16 protein-coding genes are annotated in these 17,789 nt (G+C 68.0%); 5 read left to right on the forward strand and 11 right to left on the reverse strand.

The window, feature by feature from the left end:
* Positions 1–3: 3 nt before the first annotated feature.
* A complete protein-coding gene (locus C6I20_RS10930) occupies positions 4–1,854 on the reverse strand; it encodes a hydantoinase/oxoprolinase family protein (RefSeq protein WP_118395994.1) in 1,851 nt (616 codons plus the stop codon).
* 179 nt (positions 1,855–2,033) lie between these two features.
* Between C6I20_RS10930 and C6I20_RS10935 the strand changes: the two genes are divergently transcribed.
* Positions 2,034–3,872, forward strand: a complete 1,839-nt coding sequence (locus tag C6I20_RS10935) for a sigma-54-dependent Fis family transcriptional regulator (protein WP_118395995.1) — start codon at positions 2,034–2,036, stop codon at positions 3,870–3,872.
* Between the two features lie 28 nt (positions 3,873–3,900).
* On the opposite strand, the gene C6I20_RS10940 is transcribed toward C6I20_RS10935, so the two are convergent.
* Positions 3,901–4,662: an IclR family transcriptional regulator gene (locus tag C6I20_RS10940; protein ID WP_254052116.1), complete on the reverse strand. Its 762-nt coding sequence runs from the start codon at positions 4,660–4,662 to the stop codon at positions 3,901–3,903.
* Positions 4,663–4,842: 180 nt separating this feature from the next.
* On the opposite strand from C6I20_RS10940, the gene C6I20_RS10945 reads away from it, so the two are divergent.
* Both C6I20_RS10945 and C6I20_RS10950 read left to right on the forward strand, forming a co-directional pair.
* Positions 4,843–5,547, forward strand: coding sequence for a CoA transferase subunit A (locus tag C6I20_RS10945; protein WP_118395997.1), 705 nt, complete (start codon positions 4,843–4,845; stop codon positions 5,545–5,547).
* Positions 5,544–6,182: a 3-oxoacid CoA-transferase subunit B gene (locus tag C6I20_RS10950; protein ID WP_118395998.1), complete on the forward strand. Its 639-nt coding sequence runs from the start codon at positions 5,544–5,546 to the stop codon at positions 6,180–6,182. The genes C6I20_RS10945 and C6I20_RS10950 overlap by 4 nt, the downstream gene beginning before the upstream one ends.
* A gap of 225 nt (positions 6,183–6,407) precedes the next feature.
* Here C6I20_RS10950 and C6I20_RS10955 read toward each other — a convergent pair whose 3' ends face one another.
* The 7 genes from C6I20_RS10955 to C6I20_RS10985 all read right to left on the reverse strand — a co-directional run bounded on the left by C6I20_RS10955 (position 6,408) and on the right by C6I20_RS10985 (position 14,522).
* Positions 6,408–7,433 carry an LLM class flavin-dependent oxidoreductase gene (locus C6I20_RS10955; RefSeq protein ID WP_254052117.1) on the reverse strand — a complete coding sequence of 342 codons (1,026 nt, stop codon included), beginning with the start codon at positions 7,431–7,433 and terminating at the stop codon, positions 6,408–6,410.
* Between the two features lie 66 nt (positions 7,434–7,499).
* Positions 7,500–10,013, reverse strand: coding sequence for a hypothetical protein (locus tag C6I20_RS10960; RefSeq protein ID WP_118396000.1), 2,514 nt, complete (start codon positions 10,011–10,013; stop codon positions 7,500–7,502).
* 72 nt (positions 10,014–10,085) lie between these two features.
* Positions 10,086–10,967, reverse strand: coding sequence for an oxygenase MpaB family protein (locus tag C6I20_RS10965; protein ID WP_118396001.1), 882 nt, complete (start codon positions 10,965–10,967; stop codon positions 10,086–10,088).
* A gap of 38 nt (positions 10,968–11,005) precedes the next feature.
* The gene (locus C6I20_RS10970) at positions 11,006–11,950 is read right to left on the reverse strand and encodes an alpha/beta hydrolase (protein WP_254052118.1); all 945 of its coding nucleotides are present in this window, start codon (positions 11,948–11,950) and stop codon (positions 11,006–11,008) included.
* 55 nt (positions 11,951–12,005) lie between these two features.
* Positions 12,006–13,697 (reverse strand): DEAD/DEAH box helicase, encoded by a 1,692-nt coding sequence (locus tag C6I20_RS10975; RefSeq protein ID WP_118396003.1) that lies wholly within the window; start codon positions 13,695–13,697, stop codon positions 12,006–12,008.
* The gene (locus tag C6I20_RS10980; RefSeq protein WP_118398831.1) at positions 13,687–13,902 is read right to left on the reverse strand and encodes a DUF3039 domain-containing protein; all 216 of its coding nucleotides are present in this window, start codon (positions 13,900–13,902) and stop codon (positions 13,687–13,689) included. Before C6I20_RS10980 ends, C6I20_RS10975 begins: the two co-directional genes overlap by 11 nt.
* A gap of 74 nt (positions 13,903–13,976) precedes the next feature.
* Complete coding sequence (locus C6I20_RS10985) at positions 13,977–14,522, reverse strand: YqgE/AlgH family protein (RefSeq protein WP_118396004.1); 546 nt, start codon at positions 14,520–14,522, stop codon at positions 13,977–13,979.
* A 64-nt stretch (positions 14,523–14,586) separates the two neighbouring features.
* Here C6I20_RS10985 and C6I20_RS17415 point away from each other — a divergent pair, with 64 nt between their 5' ends.
* Positions 14,587–15,345: a MerR family transcriptional regulator gene (locus C6I20_RS17415; protein ID WP_216822867.1), complete on the forward strand. Its 759-nt coding sequence runs from the start codon at positions 14,587–14,589 to the stop codon at positions 15,343–15,345.
* 75 nt (positions 15,346–15,420) lie between these two features.
* On the opposite strand, the gene C6I20_RS10995 is transcribed toward C6I20_RS17415, so the two are convergent.
* On the reverse strand, positions 15,421–15,942 hold the full coding sequence (locus C6I20_RS10995) for a hypothetical protein (protein ID WP_118396005.1): 522 nt from the start codon (positions 15,940–15,942) through the stop codon (positions 15,421–15,423).
* A gap of 140 nt (positions 15,943–16,082) precedes the next feature.
* Here C6I20_RS10995 and C6I20_RS11000 point away from each other — a divergent pair, with 140 nt between their 5' ends.
* On the forward strand, positions 16,083–16,736 hold the full coding sequence (locus C6I20_RS11000; RefSeq protein ID WP_118396006.1) for a TetR/AcrR family transcriptional regulator: 654 nt from the start codon (positions 16,083–16,085) through the stop codon (positions 16,734–16,736).
* A gap of 2 nt (positions 16,737–16,738) precedes the next feature.
* Here the strand turns inward: C6I20_RS11000 and C6I20_RS11005 are convergent, their stop codons facing one another.
* Positions 16,739–17,773 carry a DUF3048 domain-containing protein gene (locus C6I20_RS11005; RefSeq protein ID WP_162891268.1) on the reverse strand — a complete coding sequence of 345 codons (1,035 nt, stop codon included), beginning with the start codon at positions 17,771–17,773 and terminating at the stop codon, positions 16,739–16,741.
* Positions 17,774–17,789 lie beyond the last annotated feature (16 nt).

Below are 17,789 nucleotides of genomic sequence, written 5' to 3' on the forward strand. Positions count from 1 at the left end.
TGGTCAGTGGTCGGTCAGGATCAGGTCACCGGCGGCGGAGACCTCCAGGGCCCAGCCGGCGGGCACCCGGGCCGTGAAGAAAGGGCCCTCGACGATCGCGGGGCCGGAGGCTCTGGCACCCGGAACCTGGTCCTGGAGCTGGTAGACAGCCACCTGATCGACCTGTGTCGCGGTGGACCGGACCTGCCTGCTGCCCGAGGACACGGCATCGCTCTTGGCTTCCGGCGAGCCGCCCAGGATCGTGGGATGCGGCAGGGCGAAGGTCGCCCGGAGGGAGAGGATCTGCTGTCCTTCCTCGGTCAGCATGTCCCACTCCAGGTCACAGTCGGCCAGGTCGTGGCCTTCCTGGAACATGTCGCGCGAGGCCTTGGTCTCCAACGTTCGGCGGGCCTGCGCGACCTGCTCGTCGCTGTGCCCCGAGACGTTGGTCTCGTAGGTCTGGGCGATGTCGGAGAAGCTGATCCCGAACGCGGAGAAGACGGCGGCCAGGCGCGGGACCAGGACCTGATGAACTCCCGCGATGCTTGCGGCAGCACAGGCGTTCATCGGACCTCCGCCGCCGAAGGCCGCCACGGTCGTGTCGGCGCTGCTCACGAGGTCGCCGAAGGACGCCGACAAGGCACGCGAGTAGGTGTGCTCCATCCGCACCAGCGCCTCCTCGACGCTGATGCCGAGTGGCTCGGCGATCGTGGTGGCGACCACCGCTCTCGCCCGGTCCGAGTCAAGGGCCATCTCGCCGTTCAGGTACGTCTCGGGATCCAGCACGCCCAGTAGCAGATTGACGTCGGTGATCGTCGCCTGGTTGCCACCGAAGCCGAAGCAGGCAGGTCCCGGCGCCGCTCCTACGCTCTCGGGGCCCACCGTGATCTCGCCGTCACGGACCGCGATGATCGAGCTGCCGCCGACGCCGGCCGATCGCACGTTGCTCATCTCGTAGGAGATGTCGACACCGCGGACCGAACCACGCCGGTCGGCGGCGATAGCGAAGTGGTCCACCGTGCCGACGTCGGTGGTCGTGCCGCCGACGTCGATCATCAGGACGCTCTCCAGCCTGTACGCCTCGGCGAGGGCGCGCGTCCCTTCGAGGCCGCCGCGCGGACCGGACGAGTACGTCTTGAGCGCAACGGACTTGGCCACCCGGGATGACGCGCCGTCGTTGCGGTAGATCAGCAGTGGATTCTTGACCTTGTGTGCGCGCAGGCGGTGCTCGGCGCTGTAGAGGAACCGCTCGACCGTCGGGTGCAGGAACGTGTTGAGGATGCCGGACCAGATCTGGCGTTCGCGCGACGTGTCGCTGGCGAACTCCCACGAGAACAGGATCGGCACGGAGCCGAGCAGATGGCGCGGGAAGTTCTTGAGCATCGCCCGCTTGTACAGGTGCTCCCTCTCCAGGCTGCTCGCGGCGACGACGAGCCGCTCGGCGCCGGCCGTGGTCAGCCGGTTGATCTCGGCCACGAGGGTCGCGATCATCTCGTCCTCGTCGTCGGACGCCGGGAGCACTGAGATGCGAGCACCGATCAGGTCGTCGAACAGCGAGCTCGACTCCGGCGAGGATCGCAAGGTCTCGGCGAGACCGGCGTCGTCGGTGATGAGACCGACGAGCGGCCCCTTGCGCTCGACGAGTGCGTTGGTTCCCTGGGTCGAGGAGTAGCGGATGTGCCGGGTCGAGTGCAGGAGCCGCGGCAGGTCAGCCTCGCCGAAGATCTCGGCAGATGCCTTCGTCATCCCGTCGAAGAGGCACTGCGAGAGATCGACGGGTGTGGTGAGCGTCTTGGTGAAGCTGAAGTCCGCTCCGCTGCCCACGACGATGTCGGTGAGCGTCCCACCGTTGTCGATGTTGATGAGCCGTTCCATGAGGGTCCTTTGCCTGGTGTGAGTGTCGAGTCGCAGCTGGATCGCTGCGGTCGTTTGCCACAGATCCACCGTGACCCAGGTCTCACCCCGGTGACCTGTCTCACATTCGGACACCGTCGCTTCTTGGAATTCCGACCCGACCGGAGGAAGGTTGCTGTCTACGACCCCGAGGAGTGCAGATGCGCGAGCTGGCCGAACGATGGACAGAGGTCGCCGATGCGCGGGCCGATTTCCTGAGCTCCGGCCGGACGAGGCCGGACGCAGTCCCTGCCGTGGTTGCCGCCTCGTGGGCCCGGTCGGCCTCAGCGGGCGTCGACGCGACGAACGCCCACGCGGTCTTCCACGAGGACCTGGACGTCTTCAGCCGACTGGTCCGTTGCTCACAACCCGTGATCGATCGCCTGCACGACGACACCTCCGGCATGTCGCTGAGCATTCTGTTGACCGACAACAAGGCGCGCGTCCTGAGCCGCTACGACAGCAGCGCGAGAATCGGGGCCCGGCTCGACGATGTCTCACTGGCGCCGGGTTTCAACTACGCAGAAGGCGCGATCGGGACCAACGGCATCGGCACGGTGTTCGAGTCCGGCAAGCCCGTCACGATCGTCGGTCCCGAGCACTTCAACCAGCAGCTGCAGCCGTTCGCGTGCTCGGGCAGCCCCATCCGCGATCCACTGACCGGTCGTGTCGAGGGCGTGCTGGACATCAGCTGCCTGACCGAGGACTCGAGCCCACTCATGCACTCGCTGGTGATATCGGCAGCGCACGACATCGAGCGCAACCTCCTGGTCGACCGGAGCCAGTGTCAGCAGGCCCTGTTCGAGACCTTCATCCGGCTGGACGCTCGGACCCGTGGAGCGGTCATGGCCATCGGCGGAACCGTCGTGATGGGCAACGCGATGGCTCAGAGCCTGTTCGATGCCGAGGAGCAGAGCCTGATCCACGAGCACGCCCGCTGGCTGATGATTCGTCACGACCAGTCGGTGGAGCAGATTGAGCTGCCCTCCGGCAAGGTGGCCAGGGTCCGCGGGACACGCATCGTCGTGGGTGCCGATATCGCCGGGATCGTGGTCGCCGTCGACATCGTGGCCGAGCTGACCTCCAGCGCCGGCGACCTCTCGCTTCTCGGCGACCAGTTCGTCGACATGCCGACGAGCGCCGCCGTGGCGGCTGGACACGGCGCGACCCACAGCGGAGCCCACACCGCGGGAGGCGAACGGCGATCGGCGTTGTGGACGAAGGCCAGCGACGGCGTCGCCGCAGCGCTGACCCACGCGGGCGGACTGCTGCTGATGGGCGAGCCCGGCAGCGGCAAGGCGACCCTCGCCGCAGATGTCTTCGACCGCCTGCACCCGACCGGCACCGTGATCGTGGTCGATGCCGAGCACCTGCAGATCGCCGAGCCGCAGGTCCAGCCGACGGAAGGCTCGGGGCCGTCGTTCTTCGTGCTGAAGAACGTCGACACGCTCGACGACCAGGCCGTGAAGTCGCTCCAGGCCTGGCTCACCGCGATCCGCGCAGAGCAGCCGACCACCCGGTTTGCTGCCACCATCAACGATGCCAACCTCGAGTCGGCGTTGCCGTTCCGCCGGCTGCTGCCCGCCTTCGCCAGCGCAGTCACGGTGCCACCACTGCGACACCGGTTGGCCGACCTGCCCGCTGTCGTCGACCAGCTCATCGCACGTCTGGCAGATCAACGACGGGTCACGGTGAGTCCTGCCGCCATGCGGGTACTCGCGCGATACACGTGGCCGCGCAACATCCGCCATCTCGAGTCAGCTCTGACCGAGGCGCTCTCGCGTCGTCCGGTCGGCGAGATCCAGGTCGACGATCTCCCCGGCTACTGCCACAGCGGTTCGGCCCGGCAGCTCTCGGGCATCGAGTCGATGGAACGCGACCTGATCGTGTCGGCGTTGCGCGATGCCGATGGCAACCGCGTACAGGCTGCGGCCACCCTCGGCATCGCCCGGTCGTCGCTCTACCGCAAGCTCAAGAGCTTCGGCATCACGTCGATCTAGCCGTTCGGTGCGCGTCCCCGCTCGAAGATCAGGTGAGTCGTCGGGACAGCTCGTGGGCCTGGGTCAGGAGCGCGCTGCCCAGCACGGGACGACGATCAGGACGGAACCTCGTCTCCACCCCCGTGAGGCTGAGCGCCCAGCTGGGCGATCCGTCTGCATCGAACACCGCCGCCGCCATGCCCCAGCTCCCCTCCACGACCAGTCCTGGATTGGTCGCGAAGCCGGCCACTCTGGTCTCCGCGACACGTTCGCGGAGCAGGACCTCACCATGGTCCTCGCCCCACAGCCCACTCAGGTCCATGCGGTGGAGATACGCATCGAGCTCTGCCACCGGCAGGTGAGCGAGGATCGCCAGGCCTGCCGATGCGACCCCCAACGGGAACCGGACACCCTCGTAGAGCACGTGGGACCTCAACGGGAAGCTGCCGTCCTCCCGAAGCAGGCAGACGGTCTCGTCCCCGCGCCTGGCCGACAGGAAAGCGCTCTCGCCCGTCTCGGCAGCGAGATGACGCACGATGTCGCGAGCCTTACTGGTGATGTCGTAGCGGCCGGACGCCGACACGCCCAGCAGGTAGAGCTCCGGGCCCACCAGCCATCGCCCGCTCCTGCGATCGCGATCAAGCAGCCCCTCTTCGGCCAGCGACGTCAGCAACCGGTGCACGGTCGGACGCGCCAGACATACCAGGCCGGCCAGCTCGGTGGTCGTCCCGCCGTCAACACCGAGCGCACCAACGGCTCTCAGCAGCGCAGCGGCCCGCGAGACGACGTGCGGACGGTCAGCAGTAGTCACCAACACACCATAGCCTGCGTCCATTCAGTGGACGATCGCAAAGCGTCAACTCAGTCAGTGAGCAAAAAGGACCGATAGTCCGAACCTCCTTGACCCTGAGTTCGACAGCCTATCCACTACTAAGGAGCGCAACCTAGACGTTCATTGAACGAACATCATCCAGAAGACAGGAACGTCAACATGAGCAGGTCAACCTCCGCGCTCGTCGCAGACCACCTGCGCGACACCATGACGATCGCCGTCGGCGGGTTCGGGCTGTCCGGGATCCCATCGGACCTCATCGAGGCGGTACGCGATTCGGGAGTCAAGGGTCTGACGATCGTCTCCAACAACATGGGAGTTGACGGCAAGGGGCTGGGACTGCTGCTGGAGAACCAGCAGGTCACCAAGGTCGTCGCCTCGTACGTCGGCGAGAACAAGCTGTTCGCTCGCCAGTACCTGGACGGGCTCCTCGAGGTCGAGTTCAACCCTCAGGGAACCTTGGCCGAGCGTCTGCGCGCCGGCGGCGCCGGGATACCGGCGTTCTACACACGTACCGGCGTCGGCACCCAGATCGCCGAGGGCAAGCCCACCGCGGTCTTCGACGGCATCACCTACGTCCAGGAGCGCGGCATCGTCGCCGACCTCGCGCTGGTCCACGCCTACACCGGAGACACCTACGGCAACCTGCGCTATCGACTGGCGGCCCGTAACTTCAACCCCGCCGTCGCCAACTCCGGCCGCGTGACGATCGCCGAGGTCGAGCACCTCGTCGACGCCATCGACCCCGAGCTCGTCCACACTCCCGGCGTCTACGTGACTCACGTCGTCCAGGCCACCGACCGGGTCAAGGACATCGAGCAACGCACCACCCGACCCCACCCCACCCAAGGAGCACTCGCATGAGCTGGACCCGCGACGAGATGGCCGCGATCGCTGCACGCGAACTCAAGGACGGCGACTACGCCAACCTCGGCATCGGCATCCCCACCCTGGTCGCCAACCACATCCCCGACGGCATCCACGTCACCCTGCAGTCAGAGAACGGGATCCTGGGCATGGGCCCCTTCCCCTACGACGGCGACGAGGACCCCGACCTCATCAACGCCGGCAAGCAGACCGTCACCGTCAACCACGGCGCCTCGTTCTTTGATTCCACCGAGTCGTTCGCCATGATCCGCGGCGGCAAGGTCGACATCGCGATCCTCGGCGCCCTCCAGGTCGGCGCCAATGGCGACCTCGCAAACTGGGCCGTGCCCGGCGCCCTCGTCAAAGGCATGGGCGGAGCGATGGACCTCGTCGCAGGCACCAAACGCATCGTCGTCATCACCGACCACGTCGCCAAGGACGGCACCCCAAAGATCGTCCAGGACTGCACCCTCCCCCTCACCGGCCTCGGCGTCGTCGACCGCATCATCACCGACCGCGCCGTCCTCGACATCACCCCCGACGGACTCCTCCTCGTCGACCTCGCCCCCGGCGAGACAGTCAACAGCCTCCAGGCATCGACCGGTGCCCCGCTGCTGTCTGCCGCCGTCTGACAGGCAGCGCTCGCGAAGTTCTAGCCGCGGGCCGGCACGACGACCGCGGCGACTGCCCCGGCCACGATGCCGACGACCGCGGGACCGGAGATCGATCGGATCAGGAGCGTTCGACGTGTGGGGAGCACCTGGTGGGTCATGCCGCCAGCGTGTCCGCCGCACCTGACCATCGCCCGATCGTCAGGTGAACATCCGCTGAAGACCCGGCGGACAGCCGCGTGGTGGCTAGAGCAGCTCCTTCGCGAGCAGCTCGAGGGTCTGCTCGCGACCCGGCGCCGTGCGCGGATCGGTGCCCCGGCGGGCCGAGGCGACCGGGTTGACCATGACCTCGTCGACGCCGAACTGCGTCGCGAGCTCGCGGACCTGCGCGGCCGCGCGCTCGGGCGTCCCGACGACCGCACGCGCCAGGCCCGACTCGACCATGGCCTGGGCCTGCGGGTGCAGCTCGATCGCCTGGGCGTCCTCGACCAGGTCGAGCGCCGTCAGCGGCTGGCCCGTGCGGAGCCGCGCCATCATGTGCAGGTTGGGCAGCATCAGCGCGGCGGCCTCCTCCTCGGTCTCGGCCACCGCGGCGTTGACGGTCAAGAACGTGACCGGCTCGGGAGCCAGCTCGCTGGGCCGGAACTCCGAGCGGTAGACCTCGAGCGCCTCGGCGGTGCCCTGGCCCGAGAAGTGGTGCGCAAAGACGTACGGCAGGCCCTTCGCGGCCGCAAGGTGCGCCGAGTACATCGAAGACCCGAGGAGCCACATCCGTGGCTCGCTGGCGGCGGCCGGGGTCGCCTTGAGGATGTACTCCTGGCGCGGCACCGCGACACGTACGCCCTCGGTGCCCATCAGCGCGACGACATCGTCGAGGTACTGCGGAAAGTTCTCGATGTCCGTGTCGTCCCGACCGGCCGCACCGCGCAGCGCCATCGAGGTGACCGGGTCGGAGCCCGGCGCGCGTCCGATGCCCAGATCGATGCGACCCGGGTTGGCGGCCTCGAGCAGGGCGAACTGCTCGGCGACGGCCAGCGGTGCATGGTTGGGGAGCATGACGCCGCCCGAGCCGAGTCGGATCGACGCGGTCTGGGCGCCCAGCATCGCGATCAGGACCGGCGGCGAGGTCGCGGCGACGGCCGGCATGTTGTGGTGCTCGGCGACCCAGAAGCGGGTGAAGCCGAGCCGGTCCGCGACCTGGGCCATCGACACGGTCGCGGCGAGCGCGTCACCCGTCGTCTGGTCGGTGCGTACGGGAACGAGGTCAAGCACGGAAAGTCTCACCTCAAGGGCAACGCACGACCCTCGGCAATGCTTCCCTCCCGTGCCTGATGCGTCCTACGCGACCTTGGTGACCTTCCCGGCGGAGCTGAACGTCACGGTGCGGGTGACCTTCTTGCCGGCGCTGCTCTTGGCGCAGTACGTGAACTTCGTCGCCAGCCGGCTGTGCGGCTGCCCGGCCTTCAGGAGCACGTCCTTGACGCTCGTGCCGGCCTTCAACGACGTGAGGACGCTCACCTTCTTGAGCACCTTCGAGTCGCGGCAGGCGTCGTTCGAGACGCCGACGGCGCGCTCCCACGTCTCGAGATAAGCCTCAGAACCGCGGGCCATGTCGTCGACGATCGCCTGGCCGCCCTGCTTGCGCAGGTCCTCGATCCAGTCGGGGTAGAGCCCGTAGTGCGCGACGCCGTCGACGTTGATGTCGTAGGTCCGCGTGCCGCTGACCTGCTTGTCGATCGTCACGCCACCGAGGCCCTTGAACGGGTAGGTCACCTGGTTCGGCGCGTCGGCACCCCGCGGATCGCCCTGGGCGCCGAGGCCGTTGATGTCCGCGCCGTAGCCGAAGCCGAAGTAGTAGCGCGGGTCGGCCCAGGTCAGGTGTTTGCGCCACTTCTCGACGAAGCCCGCGCTGTCACCCGCGTACGGCGTGATGACGCCACCGGCCTTGTAGATGCGCGGATACGCATCGGGGGTGGACCACGAGTGGCTCGAGACGACACCGGGGTAGCCGAGCTTCTCGGTCAGGTCCAACGAGGCCGAGCGGGCCACGACGCTCATGTGGTCCGGGTCGAAGAGCATCTTGCGCTTGGCCATCTCCTCGATCGTGTGGTCGCCGAGCGATGTCAGGCCACGCGCGTTGCAATGCGGGCCCGAGGCGTACAGCGGAAGCTTGATCGGGATGAACAGTCCGGCAATCGCACCGAACAGCGCGTCCTGCTCCTGAGCCAGCGTCGGAGGCGCCAGCTGATCCTTGTCGTGGACCTCGGGGGCCGTGCCGTCGGCGCACTTGCGCATGTCCCAGAACGATCCGGTCTCCAGGAAGTTGGCCGCGTTGATCAGCACTGCGGCCGTGCCGGTGTCACCTGCGACGCCGGACAGCGCATTGTCGAACTTGTTGACGAGCTCCATCTGACGAACGCCCAGGTCGTGCACCTCGTCGAGCTGGCGATCGATGTCGGCGGTCGTGCACTGGGCCTGGTCGAGCTTGCTCGAGCAGCCGAACAGCACGCTGGTCTCGATGCCCATGACGACCGCGAGCTTGCCCTCGTTGATGGCCTTGCGGGCCTGGAACGGATCGGTCACGATCCGGTACCAGCCCTTGCCGGGGCCGCCGTTCTGAGCATCGATGTAGCGCTCGAAGGCGCGCATGTCGGAGGCCTGCAGGCGGATCGAGTCCATGTCGTTGCACGAGTTGTGCTTGAGCGGATACACCGTGCACAGCTGGTTGTTCTCGACCAGCAGGTTGACCAGGATGCGCTGGCCGCCGCGCCAGGAGCGCTCGAGCCACTTGTAGTACGTGCCCTCGTGGGTCAGTGACTCCGGGGCCGGCCAGTCCTTGAACGACGGCCAACCAACGGTGTCGTGCGGCTCGATCGTGCCGCCCTTGAGGAAGTTCTCGACCAGCGCGCCACTGCCAGCGGTCAGCGTGTGGTCCGGGCAGTCCTTGAGCGCGTACGTCACGCCGTACGGGTGCCACGGCCGACCGCAGTGCACGTCGCCGCCGAGGAACTCGAAGGCCATGCCGTGGGTGTGGGCATCGAGATAGCCACGCACCTCCTGGAAGGGCGTGGCGCCGGCGAACGGCTGCCCCGTCACGCCGACCTCGACCTCGGGCCAGCTGGCGCATCCCGTCGTGGTCCGCAGCGTGAATCGGGCCGCGGTGCCGTTGACGAGTGCGCCACCGAATCCGGTGCCGAGGGAGATGTGGTGCTTCGGCAGGGTCAAGGTGAACGCCGAGCCGGCCTGGGTCACGGTCCAGTCGCTCCACGTGCTCGGCGAGCCGTGCGCGCTGGGGCGGGTCAGCAGGTTGGCGCTGAGGAAGGTCTTTCCCGGCCCGTACAGCAGATAGGAACCGAGATCGGTGGCCTGGAAGTGGAACGGGACGGCGTCGGAGATCGCGGCGCCCTTGGCGGTGTACTCGCCACCCTGGGGGACGACCCACTTGCCGGTGGCCGCGGACTGCAGGGCGTAGCAGCCGCCCGCCATCGCGTAGCGATCCTGCGGCACTGTTGCCCGAGGAGCGGCGGAGGCCGTCGGGACGAGTCGCGGATCCGGCTCGTTGCGCTGGGCCGCGACGCTGCTCGTGCCGCTGATCGCCTGCGTGAAGGTCGTGGGGTCGTCGGTGCCGGCGCTCTGTGGCGCGCGGGACACCGAGTTCTTCGTCGCGGCGTCATTGTGGCTGTGCGGTTTCGACTCGTCGATCGGGGCCGCGGCCTTGACGGTCGAGGCCACTCCGCCGTGGAACTGCTGCGCCCAGCTCGCGTACGCCGGGAAGCTGCCCATCGTGACCGCGATCGTGGTCACTGCGACCGTGAGTGGCCAGAAGTGCCGGTGCCGTGTGACCTGCCGCATTGCGTGACCTCCGTAAGTTACCTGAGAGTCACAACGAGACGTCCATCACAAAGTCACGGCACCGGGCCGCAGTCAGCCGACGGACGGCTCGCCCGTCTCCGCCGGCATCGTCGAGGGAAACGTGCCGAGGCGCTCGATCATGAAGCCGCCCGGATACGAGCGGACCCGGTGCGTGTCGCGGAGCAGCTTGGGCTTGCGCGGGGGCGGGAGCAGGCCGACCAGCCGGCCGCGGGCCTTGAGCGACCCGTGCGCCAGCGCGCTCGTGACACGAGCCGGCTTCGGATAGTCGAAGGCGACGCGCAGGTGGTCGTCGAGCAACGCGATGCTGAAGCGCCGCATCGCGCCGCGCAGCGGCCGGGGATAGAACGTCACGAACAGGTCGAGCGTCGAGTCGGCCACGGCCCGCGCCTTGGCGTCGAAGGTGTAGGTCTGACGCTCGTACGCGTCCATCAGCTCGGCGAATCCCTCATAGTCGGCCGGGATGTCCGTGATCCCCATCAGCCGGCCCAGACGCTGGTAGTAACGGACCGTCGCGAGTCGTTCCGCCGCCGTGCCTCGGCGCCATCCGTAGCGCTCGATCCAGCGCACCGGGGTGACGACGAACGTCGCCAGGACGTAGCGCATGTCGTCGTTGGAGATGTCGTAGCTGCCGTGCATCTGGTTGACCCGTCGCACTCCGGCCCGACCCTCGCTGGACTCCAGGCCGGTCTCGGCGATCCGTTCCAGCAGGATTGCCGTGTCGTCGTGCCGCTTCTGGGTGGCGCTGGCGAACTCCCCCGTGTCGTACAGGAGTTGGCCGATGCTCGGCACGGCGTACGTGCGGAACAGCGCGAAGCTCAGCGCCTGCTGCGAGTCCCAGGGGAACTCGTGCATCGCGTTGATCCGCCCGATCTCCTCGTAGTCGGTCTCCGGGTCGAGCTCGGCGATCCTGCGCTGCCAATGGTCACGTCGCATGGCCAGACCCTACCGTGACAGCGACACTGTCACAAAGGTCAGACCGTCTGTTTGAGGAAGTCGACGATGTCGTCCAGCGCCCGCCTGGCCGCCGGGACGACGCCGGGCAGGCTCATGAAGCCGTGGATCGCACCGGAGTACTCCGCGTAGCGGACCGGCACCCCGGCCGCGACCAGTGCATCCCGGTAGTGCGTACCGTTGTCGAGCAGCGGATCCAGCTCAGCGGTCAGGATGAATGTCTTCGGCAGGTCGGCGTGCGACGTGGCACGGACCGGCGAGGCGCGGAAGTCCTCGTCGCCGTAGCGCTCGCCCATGTAGAGCCGCGCGAAGGACCGCATGTTGGCCGAGGTCAGGACGGGCGCCTCGGCGTTGCGGTCCTCCGAGGGCCACCGGTCGTACATCTCGGTGCCGGGGTAGATCAGCACCTGCGCACGCAGTGCCGGTCCGCCCGCGTCACGGGACAGCAGCGCGACGACAGCGGCCAAATTGCCCCCCGCACTGTCTCCCATGACCGCGATCCGCTGCGGGTCGATGCCGACCTCGTCGGCGTGCTCGACAAGCCAGGACAACGTCTCCCAGCAAGCCTCGACGCCGCTCGGGAACGGCTGCTCCGGCGCGAGCGGGTACGTCGGTGAGATCACCACAGCGTTGCAGCGCAGCGCGATGCGGCTCGCCATCCACGCGGACTGCTCGGGGTTGCCCTGCACCCATCCACCGCCGTGGAAGTTGAGCACGCACGGCAGCGGACCGATAGCACCCGGCGGGCGGTGCACCACGGCGCGCGTTCCCGTGCCGATCGTGATCTCGTCGACCCCGGCCTGGCCATCCGCGCGGCCGAAGATGAACCGGCCGGCGAAGGAGCGTTGCAGGCGGGCCCGCTTGGCGCGATGTGCGGGCAGGTCGACGACGTCCTCGATGCCCTTCTCGGAGAGACGGAGCAGGGCAGCGAACAGCCGCGTGCGCGGCGCCATCGAGGAGGTCACGCCCGTGAGCGTAGCCGGGTGCCCGCGCGCCGGCCGGGTCAATCGCGCCTAGGGCTCAGCCCGAGGCCTTCAGCGCCCAGGTCCGGATCGCGTCGATGCGCTCCTGCAGCTGCGCCGACGAGGCCTGGGCAGCCGCTGGGCCACCACACTGCGAACGCAGACGGTTGTGCGTGACACCGTGCGGCGCCCCGGTCCGGTGGTGCCAGGCACCGACCAGCGCGTGCAGCTCACGACGCAGCTCGCTGCGCTTCTCGAAGGCCACATCGGCCGCGGGTCGCGCGTCGGCGCCCTTGGCCTTGGCGCGCTTGGCCCGCGACGTCCGCAACAGCTCGGCCACCTGGTCATGGTCGAGCAGGCCGGGGATGCCGAGGAAGTCGAGCTCGCCGTCGTCATCGGACAGCGCGTCGTAGCCGAACTCGCCACCGTCGTAGACGAGCCGGTCGAACGAGGCATCGCTGGCCAGTGCGCGATACTCGCCGAGCTGGTCAGCCGTGCCCAGCTCCTCGTTGGCCTTCGCGAGCAGCCGGTCCTCGGCAGCGAACAGATCGTCCTCGTCCTTGACCTTCCGCCCGATGACATGGTCGCGCTGGGCCTCCAGATCGGAGGCAAGCATCAGCAGTCGCGGCACACTCGGCACGAAGATCGAGGCCGTCTCGCCCTTGCGTCGAGCCCGCACGAATCGGCCAACAGCCTGGGCGAAGAACAGGGGGGTCGAGGTCGTCGTGGCGTACACACCCACCGAGAGGCGCGGGACGTCGACACCCTCGCTGACCATGCGAACCGCGACCATCCACTGCGTCATGCCAGCCGAGAACTCGGCGATGCGCGCACTGGCGCCGGCCTCGTCGGACAAAACGACGGTCGGCTTCGTCCCGGTGATCTCGGTCAGCACGGCGGCGTACTGCCTTGCGGTGTCCTGGTCGCTCGCGATCACCATGCCGCCGGCGTCCGGAACGTCGCGGCGCACCTCCATGAGCCGCGTGTGGGCTGCGGTCAGGACTTCGGGAATCCACGAGCCGTTGGGGTCGAGAGCCGTGCGCAAGGCCTGCGCCGTCGCGGCCCGGTCCAGCGGCTCGCCGAGTCGCGCGGCGACCTCGTCTCCCGCCCGCGTGCGCCAGTGCATCTGGCCGGAGTACGCCATGAACAGCACCGGGCGCACGACGCCGTCCTTCAGCGCGTGCCCATAGCCGTAGGAGAAGTCGGCGACGCTGGTCACGGTGCCGTCGACCTGCGGCGCGTAGGTGACGAACGGGATCGGGTTGTCGTCGGAGCGGAACGGCGTGCCGGTCAGCGCGAGGCGGCGGACCGCCGGTTCGCACGCCTCCTGGACCGCGTCGCCCCACGACAGCGCGTCAGCGGCGTGGTGGACCTCGTCGAGGATCACCATCGTCGCGCGGTGCTCGATGCGCGCGCGGTAGGCGTTGGGGTTGACCGCGAGCCCGGCATAGGTCACGGCGAAGCCCTGGAAGTCACGACCCAGGACGCCCGAGCCGGCCAGTGCCGGGTCGAGCATGATCCCGATGCCGGAGGCGGCCAACGCCCACTGCGTCTTGAGGTGGTCGGTCGGGGTGACGACCACGACCCGCTCGATCAGCCCGCGGGCCATCAGGTCAGCGGCGATCGTCAGGGCGAACGTGGTCTTGCCGGCGCCCGGCGTGGCGACGGTCAGGAAGTCGCGCGGCTGGGCGCGCTGGTACTGCTCGAACGCCTCACGCTGCCAGACCCGGAGGTGCTGGCTACGCGTCACCCGACGGGTCTCCCTTGTCGTCGCTCATGCTCTCCCAGATGTCTTTGCACTCCGGGCACACCGGAAAACGCTCCGGATCACGGCTCGGGATCCACACCTTGCCGCACAACGCGATAACCGGATTGCCCATGATCATGGCCTCGGTCAGCTCGTCCTTGGGGACGTAGTGCGAGAACTTCTCGTGGTCTCCCTCTTCGGTGCGCATGTCCGTGCGCTCGTCGACCACCGTCTCTGCACCACGTCCGAAGAAAGCCACGTCGTCAGTCTAACGAGTCGAACTCAGTTGGCCGAGGGGTCATCGGGGAATGTCGTCCAGAACCTCACATCATCGTCCTGTCGGCGCAGCACCTCACGCCACAACGTCTCGGGCTGGGGCGAGGTCAGGTCCGTGTCGAGGGCGTCGACGACGAGCCACGCGCCTTCTTCGAGCTCGGCCTCGAGCTGATCGGCACCCCACCCGGCGTAACCCGCGAACACCCGGAGCCCGGTGAACTCACCGTGCCCGGGCAGAGGGGCCTCGAGGTCGACCAGCCCCACCCGACCCGCCATCTGCCGCCAGCCGGCCGGTGCGACATCGGCGATCACACCGAGAGCCAGGGCCGAGTCCATCGCGACTGGCCCACCCTCGAACAGGCACACCGGGGCGTTGACGAGCCCGGCCCAGTCCGGCAACACGTCGTCGACCTCGGAGTCGAGGGGGCGGTTGACGATCACGCCCAGCGCACCGTCGACGTCATGATCGAGGAGGAACACGACGCTGCGCAGGAACGGGCCCGACTCGATGGCCGGGGTGGCCACCAGCAACCTGCCTCGCAGCGTGTCCATGCCTCCATGATGCCCCCTCGATCCGCACTGCGGCAGCAACTCGGCGTCGCCATATGATTCGTGCATGTCCGACGACCCCACGACAGCCGACGAGTACACCGTCGACGAGCTCGCCTCGCGAGCCCAGATGACGGTCCGCAACGTCCGCGCCTACGCCGGTCGGGGCCTGATCGATGCGCCGCGGCTGGAGGGGCGCACGGGATACTACAACCGAGAACACCTGCAGCGGCTGCAGCTCATCCGACAGCTGATCGAACGCGGATTCACCCTCGCGGCGATCGAGAAGGCCGTCCTGAACGCACCGCAGAGCGTCGCCGGCCACACCCTCGACCTCATGACGATCCTGGACCAACCCACTGGTGCGGAGGCGGAGATCATGTCGCGCGATGATCTCGCCGCGCTGGCCGGCGTCGACCGTGACGACACCCTGATCGAGTCCCTCGTGGGCGTGGGACTGGTGGAGAAGCTCGACGGCGACCGGGTCAGGCTCGTCGAGCCGACCGTCGTCCGCTCCGGCGCTGCGGCGGTCACGCTGGGAGTCGCACCCGAGACCGTGATCGCGCTGTTCCCGCTGCTGCGGACGCACCTGCGGACTATCGCGGACGAGTTCGTCCGCGAGGTGGTCGACGAGCTGGTGCAGCCATTCATCGACGCGGGCCTCCCCGAGGACGACTGGCCGCGCATCATCAGCGTCGTGGAGAGCCTGCTCCCGATCGCGAGCCAGGTGACGCTCGGCATCTTCCGCAGCGAGTTCCGTGAGGCTATCGACCTCGAGGTCGAACGGCAGATCGCGGGCATCGCGGCCCGTCGCGCGAAGGGCTGAAGCGACCCAGAAACACGCAACCCCGCCCGGCACCAGAGGGAGGGGAGGCGCCGAGCGGGGTGATCGTGGACCGGATCAGGCAGCGATGACGCTGCGCAGCCTGGCCATGAGTCCGTGCTGCGACTCGTCGGCCGGCTCCTTCACACTGACGACCGGCGTGATCGCGGACTCGCGAGCGGAGTCCATGATGCGGCGGCCGTGATCCGTGCGATCCGGGTGGTTCATCGGCACTCCGGCGGACATCGCCAGGAAGGAAAGCTCCTTGGCGAACGCCTTGGCGAGTGCAGGGTCGTTGCGGTGTGAGTCGAGCAAGGCGCGAGCGCCGGGCATCTGTGCCGCGGTGTCGACCCAAGCAGTGACGGCCATCAGCTCGGGGGTCTCTTGACCCTCCGTGACGAGGCGGTCCATCTGGCCACTGAGGCGCTGGAACCATGCCATCTGCAGGTCGAAGAGCAGCTCGGTCTCGTTCGCGAAGGCCAGGTGGTCTCCGTCGAGCGTGTCGAGCAGCTCGGTCAGGGTGACGTCGCGGCGCTCATCGGCGATCGCGAGCATGTCACGCAGTGTTTCCTTGCGACGGTTGTAAGCATCCCAGGTCATGGTGTGCTCCTTTCTGTTCCGTCGAATCGAGGGCCACATACCCTCGGTACGTACTCTCAGTATGTTGCATACTGTCGTTCTTGGCAAACTGTCGGTATGTGATCCCGCCCACGCCGCTACCGACCCGTAGACTTCCCGGCATGGCACACCACACACGGGTGACGAAGACGGTCCTGCGGACCGCTCGTGGCAAGACGTCACGACGTCAGGACTATTCCTCCAGCACCAAGCGGGCGCTGCTGGACAATGCGACGATCCTGTTCACCGATCACGGCTATGCCGGCACCTCGCTCGACGAGGTCGTCGCCGCCGCGCGGGTCACCAAGGGCGCGCTGTACCACCACTTCCCCAGCAAGCTGGCGCTGTTCGAGAGCGTCTTCCTCCGCGTCCAGGAAAGCACCACCTCCGACATCGAGAAGGCCATCAACGCGTCGAAGGATCCGTGGGAGCGAGCCCAGATCGGTCTGGAGAAGTTCCTCGAGGTGTGTCGCGAGCCAGAGTTCCGTCGCATCTGCATGCAGGAAGGTCCGGTCGCGCTGGGACACGAGCGCTGGCAGGAGGCCGAGCGCGCAGCATCGTTCGGCATCGTCCAGCGAGTCGTGGACGATCTGCTCGGCGACCTAGGTGACACCCAGGGGCTCGGCGAGGCCTTCGCGGTCGTGTTCTACGGAGCCATCCGATCGGCATCTGAATATGTCGCCGATGCCGAGGATCCGGATGCCGCCAGCGATGAGGTCCAGTCGACGATCGGCGCCCTGCTCGCGGGTCTGCGCAGCCTGCCGACGGTCGGCTGACCTCAGCCGAGGTTGACCGAGCCGCCGTCCTTGGGCACGAGCTCGAAGAACACCTTGCCCGGATCGATCGTGACCGGCTTGTCGTCCGCACCCCGGAACGTGATCGGCTCGTCCAGGCTCGGCTTGAGCCAGGTGACCTCGGTGACCGTCTTGCCGTTGAACACCATCGCCCGGCCGGTGCCCTCGAGCTTGGTCTCCGGCACGGGGTTGCCCACCGGATCGGTGTAGCCGGCGTCGCCGACCTCACAGAACATCACGATCATGGTCTTGGCGCGGAGGTCGTGGCCCGCCTCGGCGTGCCCGTTGGTCCGCTGCCACTTGCCGTCGACAAGCTTCCAACCCGTCGCGGTGGAGTTGGAGAACCGCACCGTCGCCTGCGTGGCGGTCTTCGCCGACGTCGCGACGCTGCCGGTCGGCGTGGGGGTGGGCTCAGCCGCGCTCGACGAGCTGGGCGTCCACTCGAGGTACGTCCCGTTGATCGTGGTCACCTTGGCCTTCGCGGCGACGGTCTGCAGATTGATCAGCCGGTTGTAGGGGCGGACCTTGGCGGGGTCGCTGCTGAAGCCCGGCGCGCCGTCGTCCTCGGAGAACACCGTGATGCCGGCGCTCCTTATTCGCGCATTGGTGCCCGACGCTCCTCCTGACGCCACGAGCTGGCCGGCGACCGGCGAAGCGATGCCGATATCGGTCGCCCGCGTCGATCGCACGTGGCCGACCTTCGCCGGCAGGGTCGAGTAGTAGAACGCGGCAAGGCGGGTCAGCCCACCTTCGACGAGCTCCTCCATGACCATGTCGGCCTGGTCGAGCGCATATTGCGGAGCGCCGCCTGCGGTGTTCTCGATCTTGACGATGAAGACGGGGTTGTCGGGCCTGCCGTTCGGCAGCGCGAGACCGGTCAACGGCGAGATCTCGACGAGCTCGGCGCTGGCGCCCTTGGAGGGTTCGGGCATGGCCGCCTCAGTGCTCCCGTCGGAAGACGAACAGGCAGTCAGCGTGAGTGCCACGGCGGACCCCACGACGAGCAGGCGCAAGTTCATGCCGTCAGCATGCACC

Source organism: Aeromicrobium sp. A1-2, from assembly GCF_003443875.1.
Taxonomy (GTDB): domain Bacteria; phylum Actinomycetota; class Actinomycetes; order Propionibacteriales; family Nocardioidaceae; genus Aeromicrobium.